This window comes from Rhizobium sp. 10PS4 (genome assembly GCF_032464805.1).
Taxonomy (GTDB): Bacteria; Pseudomonadota; Alphaproteobacteria; order Rhizobiales; family Rhizobiaceae; genus Rhizobium; species Rhizobium laguerreae.
The window spans coordinates 170,647-190,367 of the sequence record NZ_JAWDIW010000011.1 but is presented as its reverse complement, the minus strand read 5'-3'; the positions used below and the strand labels follow the sequence as shown (position 1 = coordinate 190,367).

At 59.8% G+C, this 19,721-nt stretch carries 17 protein-coding genes; 13 read left to right on the top strand and 4 right to left on the bottom strand.

The genetic code is table 11. The features are described 5' to 3' along the window. Nucleotides 1-30 precede the first annotated feature (30 nt). The 13 genes from RWJ89_RS21770 (at nucleotide 31) to RWJ89_RS21710 (ending at nucleotide 15,341) form a co-directional block, all read left to right on the top strand. Nucleotides 31-1,080 (top strand): ABC transporter substrate-binding protein, encoded by a 1,050-nt coding sequence (locus RWJ89_RS21770; RefSeq protein WP_316029152.1) that lies wholly within the window; start codon nucleotides 31-33, stop codon nucleotides 1,078-1,080. Nucleotides 1,081-1,148: 68 nt separating this feature from the next. Continuing rightward, nucleotides 1,149-2,405, top strand: a complete 1,257-nt coding sequence (locus RWJ89_RS21765) for an ABC transporter permease (protein WP_316031417.1) — start codon at nucleotides 1,149-1,151, stop codon at nucleotides 2,403-2,405. After that, nucleotides 2,405-3,226 (top strand): ABC transporter permease, encoded by an 822-nt coding sequence (locus tag RWJ89_RS21760; RefSeq protein WP_017958323.1) that lies wholly within the window; start codon nucleotides 2,405-2,407, stop codon nucleotides 3,224-3,226. Before RWJ89_RS21765 ends, RWJ89_RS21760 begins: the two co-directional genes overlap by 1 nt. Before the next feature lie 15 nt (nucleotides 3,227-3,241). Beyond that, entirely contained in the window at nucleotides 3,242-3,598 is a 357-nt protein-coding gene (locus tag RWJ89_RS21755; RefSeq protein WP_168282448.1) for a RidA family protein, read from the top strand. 273 nt (nucleotides 3,599-3,871) lie between these two features. Beyond that, a complete protein-coding gene (locus RWJ89_RS21750; RefSeq protein ID WP_168282446.1) occupies nucleotides 3,872-4,498 on the top strand; it encodes an SIS domain-containing protein in 627 nt (208 codons plus the stop codon). 17 nt (nucleotides 4,499-4,515) lie between these two features. Further along, on the top strand, nucleotides 4,516-5,754 hold the full coding sequence (locus RWJ89_RS21745; RefSeq protein WP_316031416.1) for a glycosyltransferase family 2 protein: 1,239 nt from the start codon (nucleotides 4,516-4,518) through the stop codon (nucleotides 5,752-5,754). Between the two features lie 17 nt (nucleotides 5,755-5,771). Continuing rightward, complete coding sequence (locus RWJ89_RS21740; protein WP_316029156.1) at nucleotides 5,772-7,742, top strand: hypothetical protein; 1,971 nt, start codon at nucleotides 5,772-5,774, stop codon at nucleotides 7,740-7,742. After that, nucleotides 7,739-8,698 (top strand): lysylphosphatidylglycerol synthase transmembrane domain-containing protein, encoded by a 960-nt coding sequence (locus RWJ89_RS21735; protein ID WP_316031415.1) that lies wholly within the window; start codon nucleotides 7,739-7,741, stop codon nucleotides 8,696-8,698. Before RWJ89_RS21740 ends, RWJ89_RS21735 begins: the two co-directional genes overlap by 4 nt. 32 nt (nucleotides 8,699-8,730) lie before the next feature. After that, nucleotides 8,731-9,672: an SDR family NAD(P)-dependent oxidoreductase gene (locus RWJ89_RS21730; protein ID WP_316031414.1), complete on the top strand. Its 942-nt coding sequence runs from the start codon at nucleotides 8,731-8,733 to the stop codon at nucleotides 9,670-9,672. Then, on the top strand, nucleotides 9,662-11,611 hold the full coding sequence (locus tag RWJ89_RS21725) for an HAD-IIIA family hydrolase (protein ID WP_316031413.1): 1,950 nt from the start codon (nucleotides 9,662-9,664) through the stop codon (nucleotides 11,609-11,611). The genes RWJ89_RS21730 and RWJ89_RS21725 overlap by 11 nt, the downstream gene beginning before the upstream one ends. Further along, the gene (locus RWJ89_RS21720; protein ID WP_316031412.1) at nucleotides 11,608-12,588 is read left to right on the top strand and encodes a GHMP family kinase ATP-binding protein; all 981 of its coding nucleotides are present in this window, start codon (nucleotides 11,608-11,610) and stop codon (nucleotides 12,586-12,588) included. The genes RWJ89_RS21725 and RWJ89_RS21720 overlap by 4 nt, the downstream gene beginning before the upstream one ends. 9 nt (nucleotides 12,589-12,597) lie before the next feature. After that, nucleotides 12,598-13,815, top strand: a complete 1,218-nt coding sequence (locus tag RWJ89_RS21715; protein WP_316031411.1) for an NAD-dependent epimerase/dehydratase family protein — start codon at nucleotides 12,598-12,600, stop codon at nucleotides 13,813-13,815. Continuing rightward, nucleotides 13,812-15,341 carry an FAD-dependent oxidoreductase gene (locus tag RWJ89_RS21710; RefSeq protein ID WP_316031410.1) on the top strand — a complete coding sequence of 510 codons (1,530 nt, stop codon included), beginning with the start codon at nucleotides 13,812-13,814 and terminating at the stop codon, nucleotides 15,339-15,341. Before RWJ89_RS21715 ends, RWJ89_RS21710 begins: the two co-directional genes overlap by 4 nt. Before the next feature lie 79 nt (nucleotides 15,342-15,420). On the opposite strand, the gene RWJ89_RS21705 is transcribed toward RWJ89_RS21710, so the two are convergent. Genes RWJ89_RS21705 through RWJ89_RS21690 form a run of 4 tightly spaced genes read right to left on the bottom strand, consistent with a single transcriptional unit; the run spans nucleotide 15,421 to nucleotide 19,636 of the window. Beyond that, the gene (locus tag RWJ89_RS21705) at nucleotides 15,421-16,875 is read right to left on the bottom strand and encodes an NAD-dependent succinate-semialdehyde dehydrogenase (protein ID WP_316031409.1); all 1,455 of its coding nucleotides are present in this window, start codon (nucleotides 16,873-16,875) and stop codon (nucleotides 15,421-15,423) included. A gap of 10 nt (nucleotides 16,876-16,885) precedes the next feature. Next, on the bottom strand, nucleotides 16,886-17,965 hold the full coding sequence (locus RWJ89_RS21700; RefSeq protein WP_168285652.1) for an ABC transporter ATP-binding protein: 1,080 nt from the start codon (nucleotides 17,963-17,965) through the stop codon (nucleotides 16,886-16,888). Further along, nucleotides 17,962-18,762: an ABC transporter permease gene (locus RWJ89_RS21695; protein ID WP_168282429.1), complete on the bottom strand. Its 801-nt coding sequence runs from the start codon at nucleotides 18,760-18,762 to the stop codon at nucleotides 17,962-17,964. Before RWJ89_RS21695 ends, RWJ89_RS21700 begins: the two co-directional genes overlap by 4 nt. A 1-nt stretch (nucleotide 18,763) precedes the next feature. Continuing rightward, nucleotides 18,764-19,636: an ABC transporter permease gene (locus RWJ89_RS21690; protein ID WP_168282427.1), complete on the bottom strand. Its 873-nt coding sequence runs from the start codon at nucleotides 19,634-19,636 to the stop codon at nucleotides 18,764-18,766. Nucleotides 19,637-19,721 lie beyond the last annotated feature (85 nt).

Here is a 19,721-nt window from a genome sequence, read left to right as displayed (position 1 = left end):
GCAAACGCAGCTACAAAAAGGGGAACCACCATGATGCGTTTAAACTGCATGCTTCTCAGTTCCGTCATGACTCTTGCCATCGCAGGAGCAGCATTTGCCGAGGATACGCTGACCGTCACATCCTGGGGTGGCGCCTATACGAAGAGCCAGGAGGAGGCCTTTTTCAAGCCGTTCGCCAAGGAAGCCGGCGCCAAGATCCTCCAGGACGAATGGGACGGCTCCACGGCTAAGCTGAAGGGCATGGTCGAAACAGGCCAAGTGACCTGGGATGTCGTCGATGTCGAACCCAGCCATGCGTTGCAAGGCTGCGACGAGGGCTGGCTCGAAACGATCGACTACTCGAAGCTCGGCGGCAAGGACGCCTTCATCGACGGCGCTGCGATGGATTGCGCCGTCGCGACGATCGTCTTCGGCACCATCTATGCTTATGATGCCGCCAAGTTCCCGAATGGCGGGCCAACGACCATGGCCGATCTGTTCGACACGGCCAAGTTCCCCGGACCGCGCGCCTTGCGCAAGTCTCCAAAGACCACGTTGGAATTCGCCCTGATTGCCGATGGCGTCAAACCCGCCGAGGTTTACGATGCGCTCGGCACGCCGGAAGGCGTCGACCGCGCCTTGAAGAAGCTCGATACCATCAAGAAGGATGTGAAGGTCTGGTGGACGGCGGGCGCGCAGCCGCCGCAGCTTCTCGCCGACGGCGAAGTGGTGATGACGACGGCATGGAACGGCCGCATCTACGATGCCGTCAAGAACAGCGGCAAGAACTTCAAGATCGTCTGGGACGGCCAGGGAATGGACTTCAATCTCTGGGCTGAGCCGAAAGGCTCGAAGAACAAGGAACTGGCGGACAAATTCGTCGCCTTCACCGTCAATCCCGACGTGATGGCGCAGCAGTCCAAATATATCTCCTATGGTCCGACCCTAAAAGCGGCCATCGCAAAGGTTCCGCCGGATATTCTTGTCGATCTGCCGACAGCGCCTGACAATACGAAGAACGCCTTTGTCGTCTCCTCCGAGTTCTGGGCCGATCATGATGAGGAGTTGACCGAACGCTTCAACAAGTGGCTCGCACAGTAACCTCGTCGGGCGGGCGGGTGTCCCCCTGACCTCGTCCGCCCCTTTTTCTCCCTCAGGAAGGCAGAGCGATGGCGATCGCGACAATGAATGACGGCGATGAGGCAAGGATTGCCGCTCGCACGCGGGCGAAAAGGCTCGGCAGTGCGAAAAGCAAGGCGCAGCTGAGAGCGCTGCTGCTGATCGCGCCTCTGTTGATCTTCCTGCTGCTCGTCTTCGTCCTGCCCATTGCCCTGTTGTTGACACGCGCGGTCGACAACAGGGCGGCTTCCGCCGCCCTGCCCTACACGATGTCGGCTCTATCAGCCTGGGATGAGCAGTCTGCGCCCGACGAAACGCTGTTTGCTGCCTTTGCCACAGATCTGAAACAATCGCCGCGCGACCAGATTGCCGAAGTGGCCAAGCGTCTCAACTATTACGAGACCGGCATGCGCTCGATGCTGTTGAAAACCGCGCGCACGATCCGCGACGCGAAGCCGCCCTACAAGGCCGCCTTCGTTGCCATCGATCCCAAGTGGGAGACCCCGCACTACTGGACGCTCATCAAGAATGCGTCGCCGCCCTTCACCGACTATTACCTGCTCGCCTCGCTCGACCTGGAGCGCGACGCGTCGGGCGCCATCGGCAGGGTCTCGGCGGAGAATGCGGTGCATGTCGATGTCCTGATCCGCACATTCGTCGTCAGCGCTTCGGTGACGGTGATCTGCCTGTTCCTCGGCTATCCGCTCGCGGCGCTGATTGCCCGGTCGAAAGGGGCGGTTGCCAATACGCTGCTGATCCTGGTGCTGCTGCCGTTCTGGACCTCACTTCTGGTCCGCACCAGCGCCTGGGTCGTCTTGCTGCAGGGGCGCGGCGTGATCAACTCGGCGCTCATTTGGTTGGGCCTGATCGACCCAGCGCATCCCCTTGACCTGATCTACAATCGCGTCGGCGTGCTGATCGCCATGACCCATATTCTGCTGCCCTTTATGGTGCTGCCGATCTACAGCGTCATGAAGAGCATACCTCCGGTCTATCTGCGTGCCGCCTCGTCGCTTGGCGCGCCGCCGATGTCGGCCTTCTTCCGCATATACCTGCCGATGAGCATGCCTGGTGTCAGTGCCGGCGGGTTGCTCGTCTTCATCCTGGCGCTTGGCTACTACATCACGCCAGCTCTGGTCGGCGGGCCGGGAGACCAGATGGTTAGCTATTTCATCGCCTATTACTCCAATCAGGTCACCAACTGGGGCATGGCGGCGGCTTTGAGCACGATCCTGTTGGTGGCGGTGCTGATCCTCTATGCCGTCTACAATCGCATTGTCGGCATCGACAGGCTGAGGATAGGCTGATGACGAATTTCCTTTCTTTCCCGCGGCTGTTTTCGATCCTCTTGTGGCTGGCTGGCGGCCTGGTGATCCTGTTCCTGATCGCACCGATCGTGGCGATCGTGCCGCTCTCCTTCAATGCCGAGCCGTTCTTCACCTATCCCATGCCCGGCCTGTCGCTTCGGTGGTATCGGGAATTCTTCGATTCCAACGTCTGGCAGCTGGCGCTGAAGAACAGCATCATCGTCGCCGTCTTCGCCACGCTTCTGTCGACCTTTCTCGGCACGCTTGCCGCAATCGGCCTCAGCCGGCCCTCCTGCCCCGCGCGGGCAACGCTGACCGCCATTCTGATTTCGCCGATGATCGTGCCAGTCATCGTTTCGGCGGTCGGCATCTATTATGCCTTCGCCGCCGTCGGGCTGCTCAACAGCCTGACCGGGCTGGTGCTGGCGCATACGGCGATCGGCGCCCCCTTCGTGGTGATCACCGTGACCGCCACGCTCGCAAGCTTCGATCACAATCTGATGCGGGCGGCATCCAGTCTCGGCGCAGCTCCGGTCGAAGCGACGTTGCGCATCATGCTGCCGGTCATCGCGCCGGGGGTGGCGTCCGGCGCGCTCTTCGCCTTCGTGACATCATTCGACGAAGTGGTGATTGCACTCTTCATCGCCGGTTCCGAAGAACGCACGCTGCCGCGCCAGATGTGGAGCGGCGTGCGCGAAACGCTGAGCCCGACGATCGCCGCCGTCGCCACGCTCCTCATCCTGTTTTCGACGCTGTTCCTCGCCACGATCCAATGGCTGCAGCGACGTGCCGAACGCCAAAAGATTGCGCATAGGGATTAATTCAGGGAGTTGAGCATGCAGATCGAACGCTACGAAACCGGAAAACGGATGAGCCAGGGCGTGACCTATGGCGGCTTGGTGTTCCTCGCAGGCCAGGTCGCAATCGACGCGCCGGGCGCGTCCGTGCGCGAACAGACGACCAACATCCTGGCGCGGATCACCCGGCTTCTGGAAGGCGCAGGCAGCGATCCGACACGGATCCTCAGCGCGACGATCTGGCTTACCGACATCTCCAGCTTCGAAGACATGAATGCCGTCTGGGACGCCTGGGTGCCTTCAGGTCATGCGCCGGCGCGTGCCACGGTCGAAGCAAGGCTCGCCGGACCGGAATTCGCCGTCGAGATCGGCATCATCGCAGCGGTCGGGAACTGACGGTCACAACATGCCGGAAGCGGCTGCGAACTCCTCTTTCACCCGACATGGGCATCCGCAGCGCGAGCGCTGAAAGCGCTTGTCTGCGCGCTCACATCGATCAGTGTCCTGAGGCTCGGGCATAGGCGGTCAATTCAACTGCCTGGCGTGACCGCTAGTTGCAAAGCCGCGACACCCGCCGACAACCCTCAAAAGAGCTGGCAAGCAACTTGCCTTCGTCTCATTTAATCTTTAAGGACGCCCCAATTCCCAAGGCGTAGGGACGGAACGAGCATGTTACAAAATGAGAACAGATCTTCTGGGCTTGGCGTAACAGCCGGCGACCTGGATCGCTACTTCACATTTCTCCGCCATGTTCTTGTGAATACAACCGCTACGCGGTCAGCGGGAGAGAGCCTGGATTATGCAGCAGCCGTGACAGAGTCCATGCAACTGGCTCGCGCCACGCACGATGCCGGACGGAAGATCATGTTCATTGGCAACGGCGGCAGCGCGGCAATCGCCAGCCACATGGCAACCGACTACTCGAAAAACGGCGGGCTACGCGCCATGGCGATGAACGACGGCGCGACGCTGACATGCCTCTCAAACGATCTCGGATATGAGAACGTGTTCTCCACGCAGATCGCCATGCACGCGAACGAAGGTGACCTGCTGGTGGCAATCAGCAGTTCTGGGAGATCAGAAAGCATTACCAAGGCCGTCCGTACCGCCCGGGACAAAGGCTGCGCCGTCATGACTTTGAGCGGATTCGCACCGGGCAATCCGCTGCGTGATCTCGGTGATCTGAACTTTTACGTGGCTTCTGATCAATATGGCTATGTGGAGATCGCCCATCTGGCGATTTGCCATGCCGTATTGGATTTTTCCTGCGGACTTGTCCCGCCCACTCTCTCCTAACGAGCCGTTTCACGCGCATGACTTTCCCCAGCATTCACGATCCGGAATTGACGCTCCTTACCCCCGACGATGATGTCACCGATCCCGAAGTGACCATCCTCGTCCCGTCTCTTAACGAGGAATTGACGATCGGAACCTTCGTCGACTGGTGCCGCGAGGGTATTGCGGCAAGTGGTGCGGCGGTGGAGATCCTGATCGTCGACAGCTCAACCGATCGCACACCCGAAATCGCGCGCGACAGGGGTGCCCGCGTGTTGCGGACGCCGAAGCGCGGTTTGGGCAGAGCTTACATCGATGCCATTCCATTCGTCCGCGGCAAGTTCATCATCATGGGCGATGCGGACTGCACCTATGATTTTCGCCAGATAGCGCCGTTTATCGAGGCCTTCCGAGAGGGGGCCGACTTCGTGATGGGCTCGCGGTTCAAGGGCTCGATCGAAGACAATGCGATGCCGCCCCTGCATCGCTATTTCGGAACGCCACTGACGACCTGGATTCTTAATCGGATGTTCGCCAGCCGCTTTTCCGACATCCATTGCGGCATGCGGGGCATCAGTGTCGATGCGTTGCTGCGCATGGATCTTCGGTCGCAAGGATGGGAATATGCGTCGGAAATGGTGCTGAAGTCCGTGCATATGGAGCTTCCGACCACTGAAGTGCCGATCCACTTCCTAAAAGATCCGGATGGACGGCTCAGCCACATGAAGCGGCGGGGTTGGATGGAGCCGTGGCGCGCCGGCTGGCGTAATCTTCAGGCGATGTTCGTCTACGGGTTCGATTTCTTTCTCATCTGGCCGGGCTTCCTGCTTCTGGCCCTCGGCTTGATCATCATGCTGCCATTGCTCGCTGGACCTATGTCTATTGCCGGTGTGCGGTTCTCGTCCAACGCCATGCTGTTTGCCATGGCCCTGGCCGTGCTTGGTCAATCAATGCTGGTTTCGGCCGCGATCGGTCGGGTTATCTTCGATTATTCGGGACGCGTGCAGCCTCGTTTCGAGCGACTCCTGCCTTATAACGCAACGATTTGGGGAACGGTCGTGGTCGTTCTTGCAGGCGTTTTGTTGGCGTTTCCGCTCTTCGATTCCTATGTCGGGAATGGATACGTGCTGCCTGAGATTGGCGTCGAAACGAACTGGGCCGTCTTCGGGCTCTGGCTTATCACGACAGCGTTCCAGATCTTTATTTCAGGCCTCATGATCCGAGCGCTTGGGGTCATGCTGCCCGTCAAGAAGCCTGCGCCCCCTCTCGCGGGATAGGAGCCACGGGAGCGGTGATGATCGCAGGCTGGTGCACGGCTTTTTTCATAATCTTATGGGGCCTGGTGATCGATCGAGGGATCGTCGTTTGGCTCAATCGAGGTTGCGATCGGCCCTTTCGAGACGGCATCGATTTCTTGTTCAGCGGCATTTTGCCGGCTCTGGCGATATCAGGCGGCGCGGCTACCGTCCTTGGCGCATTTCACGGATTACGATGGGAAATTGTTCTTCCTATCGTGGCTATCTCGATGATCTGGCGGCGGCGTGATCTTGTCGCCGTTCTTTGCGACCTAGGTTCGTTTTTTTGTAAAATCGCGGCCGAAACCAGGATCGGCAATCCGTTTCCGGTCCTCGCTGCACTCGTATGCATTGCCTATTGCTACGTGTGGAGCGTCCAAGCCCTATTTCCATCAAGCGTCGACGATGTGTGGGTTTTCCACATCCCGCTCGCAAACAGCATCATCGATCACGCTGGCTTTGTGACACCGCAGATTGATCATCCCTTCTACGGGAATATTCCACTCTTCTTCAATCTGCTGTTTGCACTCGTCATGATGGTCAGCGGTCACTGGACCGGCGCGGCGACTATGAACATCGCAATTTTCTTCGGGTTTCTGTTCCTCCTTTCAAGCTGCGCCAGTCGTTGGCGGGCATGCGGTTTTTTCCTGGTGGCCGCTCTGATACTCAGCATCCCCTTCTTCAGGGGGAGTGTCGGCGAACCGATGACGGATCTCGCCCGGTCGTGTTTCTCAGTCGCAGCCGTGCTTTTTTTGTGGCGCTATTTGGAAACCCGGCGTCCGGCGGAGCTTTTTCATTGTGCGCTCGTCTTGGGGGGAGCGGTCGGAGGAAAATATACGGAACTGCAAATGCTTGGCCTTATAGGGCTGGCATTGATGCCGGCGCTTCTCAAAGGAAGAGTATCGCTGCCGCTCTTCCTGTCATGCCTCTGCACATTTCTCGCCGTCTCGGGCTATTGGTATGCGAAAAACCTGATCGTTCTCGGCAATCCGATCTATCCCTTCCTGTTCGGTCATCCGGGCCTCACCGATGCTTGGATGGCGGATTACACGCTCGAATTGGGCCGGGCTTTCGATCCCGCCAACCGACGTTTCGTGACGAACCTCGCTACTCTGCAAGGTTGGCAGGACTTCCTCTATATTCTTTACGACTGGTTCCTCGCTCGCAAGCCGAACGCTTTCGTCGCTCTTGCTTTGATACTGGCGGGTCTGGCGGTGGCTTTCCGGCGCATCGCATTTCTCGCAGCGATTGTCGCTGCCATGTTTGTGATATGGTACACCGTTATGTTCAATCACATACGGTGGGCAACGCCAGCCTATCTGCTTTTCTTTTCGACCGGGTTTATCGGCGCCTCCCTGGTTCGCGAACGGCTGGATAAATGGCTCGACCGGCGAGTCCTGCCGCAGATAGCCCCACTTGCGAAAATCGTCTCGTCGCGCGCCTGCATGGTCGCCACCCCGGTTGCCGTCAGTTTGCTGGCCGGCGGCCTCTGGATTTCCCACTGGTATCGAGTGGGCGGCGGCGACATAGATCCCGTCAAGGCGAAAAAACTCGACGTCGTGCTTGGGATGATAAGCGTCGACAAATATATGGAGAGCCACCGCGAAGCTTATTTCATGTACCGCTATATCGCAGATCACGACCTCCGAACCGTTTTCCAACCTTTCCATAACTCCAACACATTATTGTCCACGGCTTACAACAATGGCCGCGATGGCGGTTGGCAATTGCCGCGCCACGTGCTGCCTGCACCGGGTTCGGATATCGACGCTTTCATAAAGTACAATCATATAGGCTACTTCATCGTCACCCCTGACGCTGGTAGCGCGTTCCTCGCCGAACGTCTTGGAGAAGATAAAGTGGTGATGGCCAACAGCGTCGTAACGCACATGATGCCCCGTTCCTCGCTGATATTGACAGATCGGTTCGGCTGGAAGCTCTACCGTTTTGATGCGGCTCGGGCGCCGTGACTACCGCGTCCTCCCCAGCGTTGCTTCGCATTGGCATACCGGTTTTGAAAGTGGTCGTCGCGCTTGGCCTCGTCATATGGATCGCGCGCAAGGTAGATTTTTCGGAAGGGTGGGCTGCGGTCCAGACCCTGTCGGCGGCGACCATTTCGGCCAGCATCTTTCTTCTGCTCTTGCAGGCTCTGTTTTCGGCGTGGCGGTGGTGCCTTCTATCGGACATGATAGGGCAAAGGCTGAAGATTTCAGGCGCCATGAAACTCTTCATGCAAAGCCTCTTTTACAATCAAGCTCTTCCGAGTCCCATTCCAGGCGATGCCGCTCGCATATTTGGCGCCGTGAAATATGGCCTGACGATCGGAGAAGCCACGCTGGGCGTCGTCATGGACCGCATCCTTACTCTTTTCGGACTGGCGGTCGTTGCGCTGACCGGACTGATCATCCTGCGCGCCGTCTACGGGCACGACTTTCCTATCCCCTATCTGACAGAGCTCACGGCGCTTGGCGTTGCGGGATCTATCGCATCAGCCCTGGTGTTCAGTTGGCGCCGCCACTTATTCGTCCGGTTCTTTCCGGCAAAGCTGCACGCGTTGACCGACGCGTTGCGGGCTTTGATCACCCACCAAAGAATGGTCGGCGTATTTCTATTGACCCTCGCCATTCACGGATTGAGCGTCGTCTCGCTTGAGATCCTCGTTCTCGGCCTTGGTCTCCCGCTCGATTGGGGTCAGGCTGCAGCCGCTTTCCCGCCGGTGCTCTTGATTGCGATGGTTCCCATTTCCGTTGGAGGATGGGGCCTCCGGGAAGGCGGCATGATCATTTCACTTGCCCTGTTCGGCATAGGCACGACGGACGCGGCAACGCTATCGGTGGTTTTCGGCCTGCTGCAGCTTGTGATCGGCTTGGCCGGTGGTGTATTCGTCCTTTCGCGTCCTCATTCGGGAAAGATCAAAGCGCTCTAATGAGCCTTATCAGATCATATGGAGCTGACGATATGCATGCCTTGGTAACAGGAGGGGCCGGATTTATCGGCAGCCATCTCTGCGATCGCCTTTTGGAAAAGGGCTATCGGGTCACCGCGATCGACAATCTCCATCTTGGCCGCATGCGGAACATAGATCATCTGCTGGAACGATCGGATTTTCGCTTCCAGAAGCTGGATATGCTTGATCGGGAAGGCATGGAACAGCTCCTTGCGGCGGACCGTCCCGACGCTGTTTTTCATCTCGCCGCCAATTCCGATATTGCCGCGGGCAACGCCAATGCGGAACTGGACCTGCAGCTGAACCAGCTGACGACGACAACACTGCTTGCCATCATGCGCAAGCATGGGATCGACAGGCTTTTCTTCGCCAGCACGTCCGCTGTGTTCGGCGAAGCCGAAGGCAATATTCATGAAAATCACGGCCCCTTGCGGCCGATCTCGCTCTATGGCGCCAGCAAGCTTGCCGCTGAAGCCTACCTGTCCGTCTATGCGCTGTCATTCGGCATCAAGACACTGGTGCTGCGCTTTCCAAATGTCGTCGGGGAGCGCTCCACGCATGGAGCGATCTACGACTTCATCAACAGGTTGAAGGCTGATCCGACGAGACTTCAGGTGCTCGGCAACGGGATGCAGACGAAGCCTTATCTCTATGTCGGCGACCTGGTGGATGCGATCCTCCTTGCCTGGGACAAGGCACCCGGTGCCTATGAAGTATTTCATGCCAGCGGCATCGGCGAAACGTCCGTGCGCGATATCGCCGAGATCGTGGTCTCGAAGGTCGCAGCCGGAGCCGCCATCGAATACGGAAGCGAAGACCGCGGCTGGCTGGGCGATGTGCCGCGCTTCAGCTACGATATCAGCCGGCTCGTCGCGCTAGGCTGGTCACCGAAGCGAAAGTCGACCGAGGCCGTTGAACTTGCCGTCGAGCGGATCCTGGCGAATGGGTTCTGAAAACGCTATCCGCGAGGCAATCATTATTGCCGGAGGCCTCGGAACACGCGCGCGCAGCATGACGGGCGACGCCATTCCGAAAGCCCTTCTGCCTCTCGACGGCGTGCCGATCATTCTCAGGCAGATTCGTGTCCTCGCCCGTGAGGGTATTCAGCATGTGCGCGTGCTTGGTGGTCACCTCGGCAGCCACCTGGAACCTGCTCTCGGCTCGGAAGCTGAAAAACTCGGCATTACGATCGACGTCTTCGTCGAGACGTCTCCGCTCGGCACGGCAGGCTGCTTGACGACTTTGAACACGACATCAGGTGACGTCCTGATCGTCTACGGCGACATGCTTTTTGACATCGATCTGGCGGCACTGGCACGTCATCGTCAGCAGTTTCCCGCCGCTCTGACGATCATCGCTCACCCCAACGATCATCCCCGTACATCCGATCTCGTCGTTCAGAAGAGCAGTTATCTCCAGCGCCTGTTGCCTCGCAAGGCGCCGCGCGATGCGGATTGGCGCAATCTGGTGCCGGCCGGTTTGTACGTGGCTTCCGACCAGTTTTTCGAAACGCTCCTGCCGGGGCAGCCGGCCGACATGATCCATGATGTCGTTCCCGGTCTCCTTGAGCGTTCCATCCCGATCGCGATCTATGATACACCGGAATATATGAAGGATATCGGGTCTCCGAGCCGACATGCCGCCGCGGCGGAGGATCTTCGGCAGGAACGGGTTCATGCGGTCCATCTGTCCGTTAGAAGACCCGCGGTGTTTTTCGATTGCGATGGCGTACTCAACGAAGATGTCGGCGGCCATGGCGTCATCCATCCCGACCAGGTGAAGCTGATCGGCCGAGCCGGCGAAGCGGTACGGCTTGCCCGCGAGGCCGGCTTTCTGGCGGTTGCCGTCACCAACCGGCCGCAGGTCGCCAAGGGCCTGCTCGATGAATCCGGCCTGGATCATGTTCTTGGTCGCCTGGAGGCCGAGCTTGCCGAAGATGGCGGCGTCCTGGACCGTATCTATTTCTGCCCGCACCATCCGGAAAAAGGATTCGCCAACGAGGTTCCGGCGCTGAAGATCGATTGCGCTTGCCGCAAACCGGGAGATCTGATGATCCGCCAGGCCATGGCGGAATTGCCGATCGAAAAAACCAAATCCATCATCATCGGAGATAGTCTGCGCGACATAGGTGCCGGCCGCAAGGCGGGCATCTGGGCCTATGGCGTCCGGACCGGTTATGGCCTGAGGGATGAAAAGGCCTATCCAGCCGGGCAAACAGAGGTCCCGCGTGCCGATCTTGTCTTCGACACGGTCTATGACGCTGTTCGCTTTCAGTGCCGCTACCAGGATATCGGGCAAGCTCTCTTCAGCGCGATTGATGCACGTCTTTCAAATGCGGCAGGTCCTTTGCTCGTCAGTATCTGCGGCCGTTCCCGCTCCGGGAAAAGCACGTTTGCGCATGCGGTCGAGCGTATGCTCTCGGAAGCTGGGCACCGGGTGGTGAGGCTGGAGCTCGACCGTTGGATTCTGCCGCTCGAACATCGCCGACCCGATATGAACGCTGAAGAACGCAACAGGGTTGAGTTCTATCCTGAGATCGTCAGAATGCTGCGTCAATCTGGACAGGTCGAGGCGCCCGGCTACGACGCTGCAAGCCGTGGCCAGCATACGGGTACGACCACCTATGATGCACGCGATGCCGAGGTCATTCTGCTGGACGGCATTTTTGCCGGACATGCGTCGATCCGTGAAGATGTCGACATGGCTGCCTTCGTCGAAGCGTCGCAGCAGACGCTGCTGAACCGCTTTCACAATTTTTACGCCTGGAAAGGCCTGACGCCGGCGGACGCCGAAGGGCTCTGGGCGTCGCGGATTCAGGAGGAGTGGCCGAGGATCGATCTACAACGGACATCGGCCGATATCGTCATCAATCTCGAGGAGGCAATCCTTTGATCGTTTCGTCCGCACCTTTTCGGGTCAGCTTCGCCGGCGGCGGCTCAGACATAGCCTCCTACTACCGCCGTCAGGCCGGCGCGGTCTTGTCCTGCGCGATAGCCAAGTACAGCTTCGTCATCGTGCACAACTACTTCAACGAAAACAAATACCATCTCAAATATACGCGCACCGAACTCGCCGATACGCTTGAAGAGATCGCCCATCCGCTGCTGCGCGAGGCCCTCCGGATGCATCGGATCGAGCCCGGCATCGAAGTTGCTTCGGTCGCCGACATCCCCTCCGGAACCGGTCTCGGGTCATCCAGCTCCTTTTCCGTGGCGCTGATCAATGCGCTCTATGCCCACAGGTCGCGCTTTGCCTCCAAGGATCAGCTGGCGGAAGAAGCGTGTAAGCTCGAAATCGATATCCTGAAGGAGCCGATAGGCAAGCAGGACCAATATGCGGCCGCACATGGCGGATTGAACTTCATCGAATTTAATTCCAACGGCGGCGTCAACGTCCAGCCCGTCGTCCTCGGCTCCGAAAAGATGGCGGAACTCGAGAGCAACATCCTGTTGTTTTTCACAGGAAGCCAGCGCGACACGCGCTCGGTGCTGTCGACGCAGGTGCAAGCCATGGAGGCGGACGAGGAAAAATTCCGGACTGTCGAGCGCATGGTGCAGTTGAGCTACGAAATGCGCGACATCCTGATGGCTGGAGATCTCAGTGCGTTCGGCGAAGCGCTGCACCGCGGATGGATGATGAAAAGATCGCTGACGTCGAAGATTACCAACAGCGCGATCGACGAGTTTTACGAGGCAGCCCGTGCTGCCGGCGCTATCGGCGGCAAGCTTGCGGGTGCAGGCGGAGGGGGATTCCTGGTTCTCTATTGCCCGAAAGACCGTCAAGAAAAGGTGCGGCAAGCGCTGTCGCAGCTCAAGGAAATCGAGTTTCGTTTTGACTGGAGCGGCGCGCGTATCGCCTTTGCGCAGTAGAGAGTGTGAATGGCACCACGTCTCATCATCACCGGATCAACCGGCTATATCGGTGCAAGACTTGTCGCGATCGCGCGTGAGCGCGGCTTCGACGTGGTTGAACTCGGCCGGCGGCCCGGTGCGGTGTGGCGCATTGGCGATGAACCTGCCGCATCCGATCTGGAGGGAGCGGTTGGGCTCGTCCATCTCGCGCATTCCTGGGCTACTCCGCCGGAGGCGGCCGAAGTAGAAAACGTCAATATATCAGGTACCTTGAAGCTGGCGGAAGCGGCAAAGGCAGCCGGAGTGCCGCGCTTCGTTTTTGCCTCTTCCACCTCGTCCAGAAAAGAAGCGCTCAATATCTACGGCCGGACCAAGTTCGGGATCGAAGAGCATTTGGCTGCCAGCGAGGCGGCACCGATCGTCAGAATTGCGCGAATAGGGCTGGTTTATGGCGGCCCGCGCACAGCGATGTACGGCCTAATGGCGAAATTGGCGGCGCTCAGTCCAATCCTGCCGATGATAGGACTCAGCCGGAAAGTTCAGCCCATTCATCTCGACGAAGTCGCCGCAGGCCTGCTGGCGCTGGCGACCGGAGAGGACCAGCCGCTGCAGACCTTTGTGCTGGCGCAGGAAAAGCCCATAAGCTTTGCTGCCTGGCTCAGAATTCTCCGCCGCGGCCAGGGTAAGGGCAACCTTCATTTCATACCGGTTCCCCTGACCGCCGCACTCCTCGCCTGCCGCATGACGAAGATTCTCCCGTTGGTTCCCACGGTCGATCCGGAACGCGTCCTCGGGCTTGCAGGCGCCGCACCGATGGAGAGTAGCGAGAGCCTCAGGCTCCTGAAGTTGAACCTGTCTGACCCGGCGACCGCGCTTGCCGGGGAATTCGACCAGACACCCGAGGAGCAATCGCGAAGTGAGGCACAGGCTCTGCTGCGATATCTCGGCACCAGACCCACGGAAGCACAATTGCAGCGGCTCTGCGAAGGGCTTCAGCGCGAAGGGCTGTCGCCGCTCGGCCTCTCCCCGGCACTCATCAGGCATCCTGGTTTGCTGGCTTTCTTTGAACCGCCGGCCAATCGAACGCAGCATCGGCTCGCGCGAGCTCTCTATCTCGCCGACCTCGCGAGCGAGCCGGAAAGGCATTCAGGCAGAAAGGCCGGGTTTTTCGGCGCAATATCGACCATTTCCAGCGATGTCCTGCTCTTTCCGCTCCGCGCGCTTTTAGCCGGGAGATATCGATGACTGAGCCGGATGCCGACTTCATCATCATCGGCAGCGGGCCTGCAGGTGTTTCAGCCGCGTTGCCGCTCATAGCGGCCGGCCGCCGCGTTCTGATGCTGGATGCCGGCAATGATGCCGGGCTGCAGGAAGAAAACCGCAGTGCGCGCGTCCTGGGAAGCGATCTGGAGTCGCTGCGCGCGGACGACGGCAGCTCGCCGAAGCTGCGGACCCCTGCGGCACGGGAAATTCTCGAACCTTTTCGACACCAATCCGGCATTGCCGGCAACGGCTTCATACCGATCGGCAGTCTCGCCCGCGGCGGCCTCTCCAATATCTGGGGAGCGCAAATCAGCTATCTCGACGCCGAGGACATCGCGGATTGGCCGATAGACATCGCCTCCCTGCAGAAATCCTACGAGTATGTCGCCAAGCGAATCGGCATCAGCAGGAATGCTGATTTTACGACAGGCACTAACAGCGAGCCGGTCCTGCCGCTTGGGGCGACAGCGGCCCATGTTCTCCATCGGCACCAGGCCGCAAAGCCGGCTGATAAATCGTTCCAGCTTTTTCCCGCCGTCAATGCCATACTTTCGGAGGCGAGATCCGGGCGGGCGGCATGCGATCTGCGCGGCGACTGTCTCTATGGCTGCCCAAGCGGGGCGATCTATAACAGCAGGCAGGATTTGCTTCCGTTGCGCAAATCCCCGCATTTTCGTTTGCTCGACAACATGCGGGCCGTCTCGTTGACCCGCAGCTCGGGCTGGACGGTCGGAACGGCCGACGGATCGTCCTTCTCCGCGCCGAGAATAATTCTGGCCGCAGGAGTCCTTGGAACGGTCGCCCTGCTGGCGGACCTCCTGCCGACCGACGAGCAGGGACTGCGTCTTTTAAACAGTCCCACGCTCGCCATTCCCCTGCTCTCCCCCGCAAGGTTGTTGCGTTCGCCGACGGCGACGCACAGCCTTGCGCAGCTCGGATTATCTCTGCGCTATGGCGACGGCGCATCCGATTACGTGACGGGGGCGATCTATGAGGTCGGATCCCTGCCGGCCCAGAGCTTCATCAACAGGATGCCGCTCGGCCGAAAGGCGGGGCGCGCCGCGTTCGAGATGGTCGCCAGCAGTCTCCTCGTCGCGACGATCTATTATCCCGGCAATCAAAGCCACAGCTACATCCGTCGGGACGAAACGGCAGGAAAGGGTCTGACCGTCCGCGGCGGCTTCGCGGAAGGCTTCGACATCCGTGCCGAGGCCTTGAAAAAAGCGCTCCGCCGGGAATGGAAACGGTTGGGTCTCATTCAGCTCCCAGGCGCATCGCTGGCGGAGCCGGGCATCGACGCGCATTTTGCCGGCACCTTACCTATGGGCGCATCCGGTCCGTTTGGCACCTCTTCGGACGGCGAATTGAATCGCCATCCCGGTCTTCACATCGTCGACGGCTCGATCCTTCCGAATCTGTCCTCGAAATATGTCACGATGACGATCATGGCCAATGCCGACCGCATCGCCCATCGTCTCGCCGAAATAGAAGCAAATTCGGCACCTTAGCGTTTGAATTTATTGCAAACGTGTTTGGCAATGAACGGAACGCATCGGCAAAATTCGTTTGGCGAGATGAATTCTCGGCTCAGGCAATGCCGCCTAGGCACACATATTTAAGTTCGGTATATTCGTCCAAGCCGTGCCTGGATCCCTCGCGACCGAGACCCGACATCTTCACGCCGCCGAAGGGAGCCTCGGCCGTCGAGACGAGACCGGTATTGACGCCGACCATCCCATATTCGAGCGCTTCGGCCACGCGAAATACCCGCGACAGATCGCGGGCGTAAAAATACGAAGCGAGCCCGAACTCGGTGTCGTTTGCCTGTTCGATGACGTCCTCTTCGTCGCGGAAGCGGAAAAGCGGTGCAAGCGGCCCGAAAGTTTCCTCACGCGCGACCTGCATGCCGGCAGCAACATCGCGCAGGATCGTCGGCTCGAAGAAATGGCCGCCGAGCGCGTGGCGTTTGCCGCCTAAGACGATCCCGGCACCCTTTGAAACGGCATCGCTGATATGGCTTTCGACCTTGGCGACGGCATTATCGTCGATCAGCGGGCCAAGCACGACGTCACGGTCGAGACCGTTGCCGACCTTCAAGCCCGAAACCGCCTCGGCGAGCTTGGCGGCAAACGTTTCGTAGACGCCATCCTGAACATAAAGCCGATTGGCGCAGACGCAGGTCTGGCCGTTGTTGCGGAACTTGGCGATGAGCGCGCCTTCGACAGCAGCGTCGAGATCGGCGTCGTCGAACACGATGAAGGGTGCATTGCCGCCAAGCTCAAGGCCGAGCTTTTTGATCGTCGGCGCGCATTGCCGGTAAAGCAGCTCGCCGGTCCGGGTGGAGCCGGTGAAGGTCAGGACCCGAACGTCGCGGCTTGCCGTCAGCGCCCCGCCAATTGCCGCTGCGTCACCCGTGACGATGTTGAGAAGCCCCGGCGGCAGGCCAGCACGCTCGGCGAGAACGGCGATCGCTATGGCGGAGAATGGCGTCTGCAGCGCCGGCTTGAGAACCACGGCACAGCCGGCGGCAAGCGCGGGGCCGATCTTGCGGGTGATCATCGCGTTCGGAAAGTTCCAGGGCGTGATCGCCGCCACCACGCCCGCAGGCTGGCGCAGGACGAGAATCCGCTTGTCAGGCTGATGTCCCGGTACGACCTCGCCGTTGATGCGTCTCGCCTCTTCGGCGAACCATTCGATGAAGCTCGCGCCATAGGTGATCTCTCCTTTGGCCTCGGCCAGGGGTTTTCCCTGCTCCAGCGTCAGGATCATCGCCAGATCGTCGCGGTTTTCGATCATCAGCCGGTGCCAAGCCTTCAGAACGGCGGCGCGCTCCCCGGCGGTCTTCTTCGCCCAAAGCTTCTGGGCAACGACGGCGGCGCGGATGGCATCTTCCGTTTCCGCGGCACCAAGGTCGGGGACCACCCCCAGCGGCTCGCCTGTCGCCGGATTGCGGACCGTCGCCGCCTTGCGGCCTTCCGCTTCGATCCAACGAGCGGCGATGGGGCATGCCTGACGGAACAGCGAGGGATCATTGAGCTTCATATGACAACTTTCAACAGAATACGTGAGCGGCACCGGGATCGAAATTCAGATGGACTATATCGCCACGGCTGAGCCCCGCGATAGCCTCGTGACCGAATGGCAGGCGAACCGCCAGCGCCTCGCCTGTCGCCGTCTCGGTCGAGACGTGAATATTGTTGCCGAGGAAGGTAATGTCGCTGACCGTTGCGGCAAGACCCGCTCCCGCCGCCTGGTTTCGCGACAACCGAATGCGTTCCGGCCTCAGCATCAGGGCAGCCCTCGTCCCGGAGGTTCCTTTTCCATGCACCGGAATATGATTGAAGACGCTCCCGCCGCCAAGCGAAATGGTGGCCTGCCCATCGGAGGATGACAGCAGGTCGCATGAAATGAAATCGCTGTCGCCGATGAATTCGGCCACGAAGCGGGTCCGCGGATTGGCGTAGAGTTCCGGGCCTGTCCCGATCTGGTCGATGACACCCTTGGAAAAGACGGCGATGCGGTCGGAGAGCCGCAGCGCCTCCTCCTGGTCGTGCGTGACATAGAGGATCGTCACTTCGGTCTGCTGGTGGATCCGGCGTATCTCATGCTGGATTTCCTCACGCAGCTTCTTGTCGAGCGCCGACAGCGGCTCGTCCATCAGAAGCACCGGCGGATCATAGGCAAGGGCTCTGGCAAGGGCGACACGCTGCTGTTGTCCGCCGGACATTTGCGCGGGCTTTCGATCCTCGAAGCCTTCGAGCCTGACGAGGCGCAGCATCTCCTTCACCTTGCTGTCGACCTCGGCCTTGGACTTGCGCCTGACCTTCAGCGGAAATGCGATATTCTCACCCACCGTCAAATGCGGAAACAGGGTGTAGCGCTGGAACACCATGCCGATGTTGCGCTTGTGCGACGGCGTGGCGAGCAGGGTCTTCCCTTCCAGCGTAATGTCGCCTTTCGTCGGCGTTTCAAAACCGGCGAGGATGTAGAGCGTCGTGCTCTTGCCGGATCCGGACGGTCCGAGAAAGGTCAGGAACTCCCCGCGCCGAACGTCGAGATTGACGTCATGGACGGCGACGACAGGGCCGTATTCCTTGCGTATTCCGCGGATCTGAAGGAATGGTTTCTTCATTGTTTCAGTACCTTACGCACGACGGCAACCAGCGCCATCAAGAGGATCGTCAAAAGGATGAGAAGGGTTGACGCCGCGGCGACAACGGGCGTCAGGTCCTGCCGCAGCGTCGCCCATACCTTCACGGGCAGCGTCTGCAGAGTCGGGCTGGACATGAAGATCGCCACTACCACCTCATCCCAGGATGTCAGAAACGAGAAGACGGCAGCCGAAAACAGCCCGTGGCTGATCGCCGGCAGGGTGACCCTGATCTTTGCTTCCAGAGGCGAAGCGCCACAAAGAACCGCCGCATCCTCGATCGACTTGTCGAAGCCCTCCAGCGCACTTGAGATGGACAGGATCGAGAAGGGCAGTGCGAGAACGAGGTGCGAAATGACGAAGCCAGCCAGGGTGCCGCCGAGGCCGATCCTCAGGAAGAAGGCATAAAGGGCAACCGCAAGGACCACGACGGGCAGGATCATTGGCGTCAGGAACAGCGCTTTCAGCGCATCGCGGAACAGGAACGAACCGCGCACCAGTCCAAAGGAGGTCACGAGCCCGAGCAGCACCGACAGGATCGTCACGATGACCGCGATCTTGAAGCTCGTCCAGGCCGATTCCAGCCAGCGCGGATCGGCAAAGAGCTCGCTGTACCACTGAAACGTCCAGCCGGGCGGCGGAAAGATCAGCCATTGCGAGGAGCCGAAGGAGAGCGCCGCGATAAAGACGATCGGCAGCAGCAGAAAGGCCGCCGTCAGAAGCGTGACCGCCAGCAGGATGTATTTCCACCAGCCGAGCCGGTCGAAATTGAGCAACATGTCAACGCCCTCCCGGGTTCTGGCTGACGACGAAACGTAGCTGCACGGCATAAAGCGCCAGGGTCACCACGAGGAGAACCAGCGCCGCGGCACCCCCCATTCCCCAGTTGACAAGCGACTGCACGAATTGCGCGATGAGCTCTGCGAGCATCATATTCGCGGTGCCGCCGAGAAGCGACGGCGTGACGAAATAACCAAGGGACATGACGAAGACCATGAGGGCACCGGCTGCCATGCCGGGCATGGCCAAAGGCAGCAGAACGCGGGTCAGGCACTGCCACCGGTTGGCGCCGCAAAGTGCTGCCGCCTGCAGGGTCGACGGGTCGATCTTCCTGATCACGCCGTAGAGCGGCAGGATGATGAAGGGCAGCATGATATAGGTCATGCCGATCGTGACCCCCGTCAGATTGTTGACGAGCGCTAAGGGCTTGTCGATCAGCCCCATTCCGATCAGCATCTTGTTGATGAGCCCTGTCCGCTGCAGCAGCACCATCCAGGCATAGGTGCGGGCCAGCAGGTTGGTCCACATCGACAAGAGCAGGATTGCAAAGATCACCGAGGTCAGCCGCCCGGGCATGATTGCCAGTGCCCAGGCAACGGGAAATCCGATCAGCAGCGAAATAACCGTGACCAGACCGGAAACGATGAAGGTGTTGGCGAAAATCTTGAGATAGGTCGTGGACCCGATCAGCTGCGCATAGTTTCCAAAGCCCGGCACGGGTTCCAGCACGCTTCGCAGCAAGAGTACCGCCACCGGCGCGATGAAGAAGATCGCCACGAAGGCGAGAGCCGGAAGGACCCCGCCAAACCCTGTTGCCCTACGCGCCTTTGGCAGGGGCGCAATTGCGCCGGAAGCATCGCTATATGTCGACATGACAGTCCTTCCCACCCGTCAATTTCCCCAGGCCGAGGCCCAACAATGGACACGACGCTGCGGAAGGCACGGCGAACATTCGCCG

Coding starts and splice junctions, on each gene's coding strand:
- RWJ89_RS21770 (WP_316029152.1), top strand. CDS start 31: ATGATGCGTTTAAACTGCATGCTTCTCAGTTCCGTCATGACTCTTGCC.
- RWJ89_RS21765 (WP_316031417.1), top strand. CDS start 1,149: ATGGCGATCGCGACAATGAATGACGGCGATGAGGCAAGGATTGCCGCT.
- RWJ89_RS21760 (WP_017958323.1), top strand. CDS start 2,405: ATGACGAATTTCCTTTCTTTCCCGCGGCTGTTTTCGATCCTCTTGTGG.
- RWJ89_RS21755 (WP_168282448.1), top strand. CDS start 3,242: ATGCAGATCGAACGCTACGAAACCGGAAAACGGATGAGCCAGGGCGTG.
- RWJ89_RS21750 (WP_168282446.1), top strand. CDS start 3,872: ATGTTACAAAATGAGAACAGATCTTCTGGGCTTGGCGTAACAGCCGGC.
- RWJ89_RS21745 (WP_316031416.1), top strand. CDS start 4,516: ATGACTTTCCCCAGCATTCACGATCCGGAATTGACGCTCCTTACCCCC.
- RWJ89_RS21740 (WP_316029156.1), top strand. CDS start 5,772: ATGATCGCAGGCTGGTGCACGGCTTTTTTCATAATCTTATGGGGCCTG.
- RWJ89_RS21730 (WP_316031414.1), top strand. CDS start 8,731: ATGCATGCCTTGGTAACAGGAGGGGCCGGATTTATCGGCAGCCATCTC.
- RWJ89_RS21725 (WP_316031413.1), top strand. CDS start 9,662: ATGGGTTCTGAAAACGCTATCCGCGAGGCAATCATTATTGCCGGAGGC.
- RWJ89_RS21715 (WP_316031411.1), top strand. CDS start 12,598: ATGGCACCACGTCTCATCATCACCGGATCAACCGGCTATATCGGTGCA.
- RWJ89_RS21710 (WP_316031410.1), top strand. CDS start 13,812: ATGACTGAGCCGGATGCCGACTTCATCATCATCGGCAGCGGGCCTGCA.
- RWJ89_RS21705 (WP_316031409.1), bottom strand. CDS start 16,875: ATGAAGCTCAATGATCCCTCGCTGTTCCGTCAGGCATGCCCCATCGCC.
- RWJ89_RS21700 (WP_168285652.1), bottom strand. CDS start 17,965: ATGAAGAAACCATTCCTTCAGATCCGCGGAATACGCAAGGAATACGGC.
- RWJ89_RS21695 (WP_168282429.1), bottom strand. CDS start 18,762: ATGTTGCTCAATTTCGACCGGCTCGGCTGGTGGAAATACATCCTGCTG.
- RWJ89_RS21690 (WP_168282427.1), bottom strand. CDS start 19,636: ATGTCGACATATAGCGATGCTTCCGGCGCAATTGCGCCCCTGCCAAAG.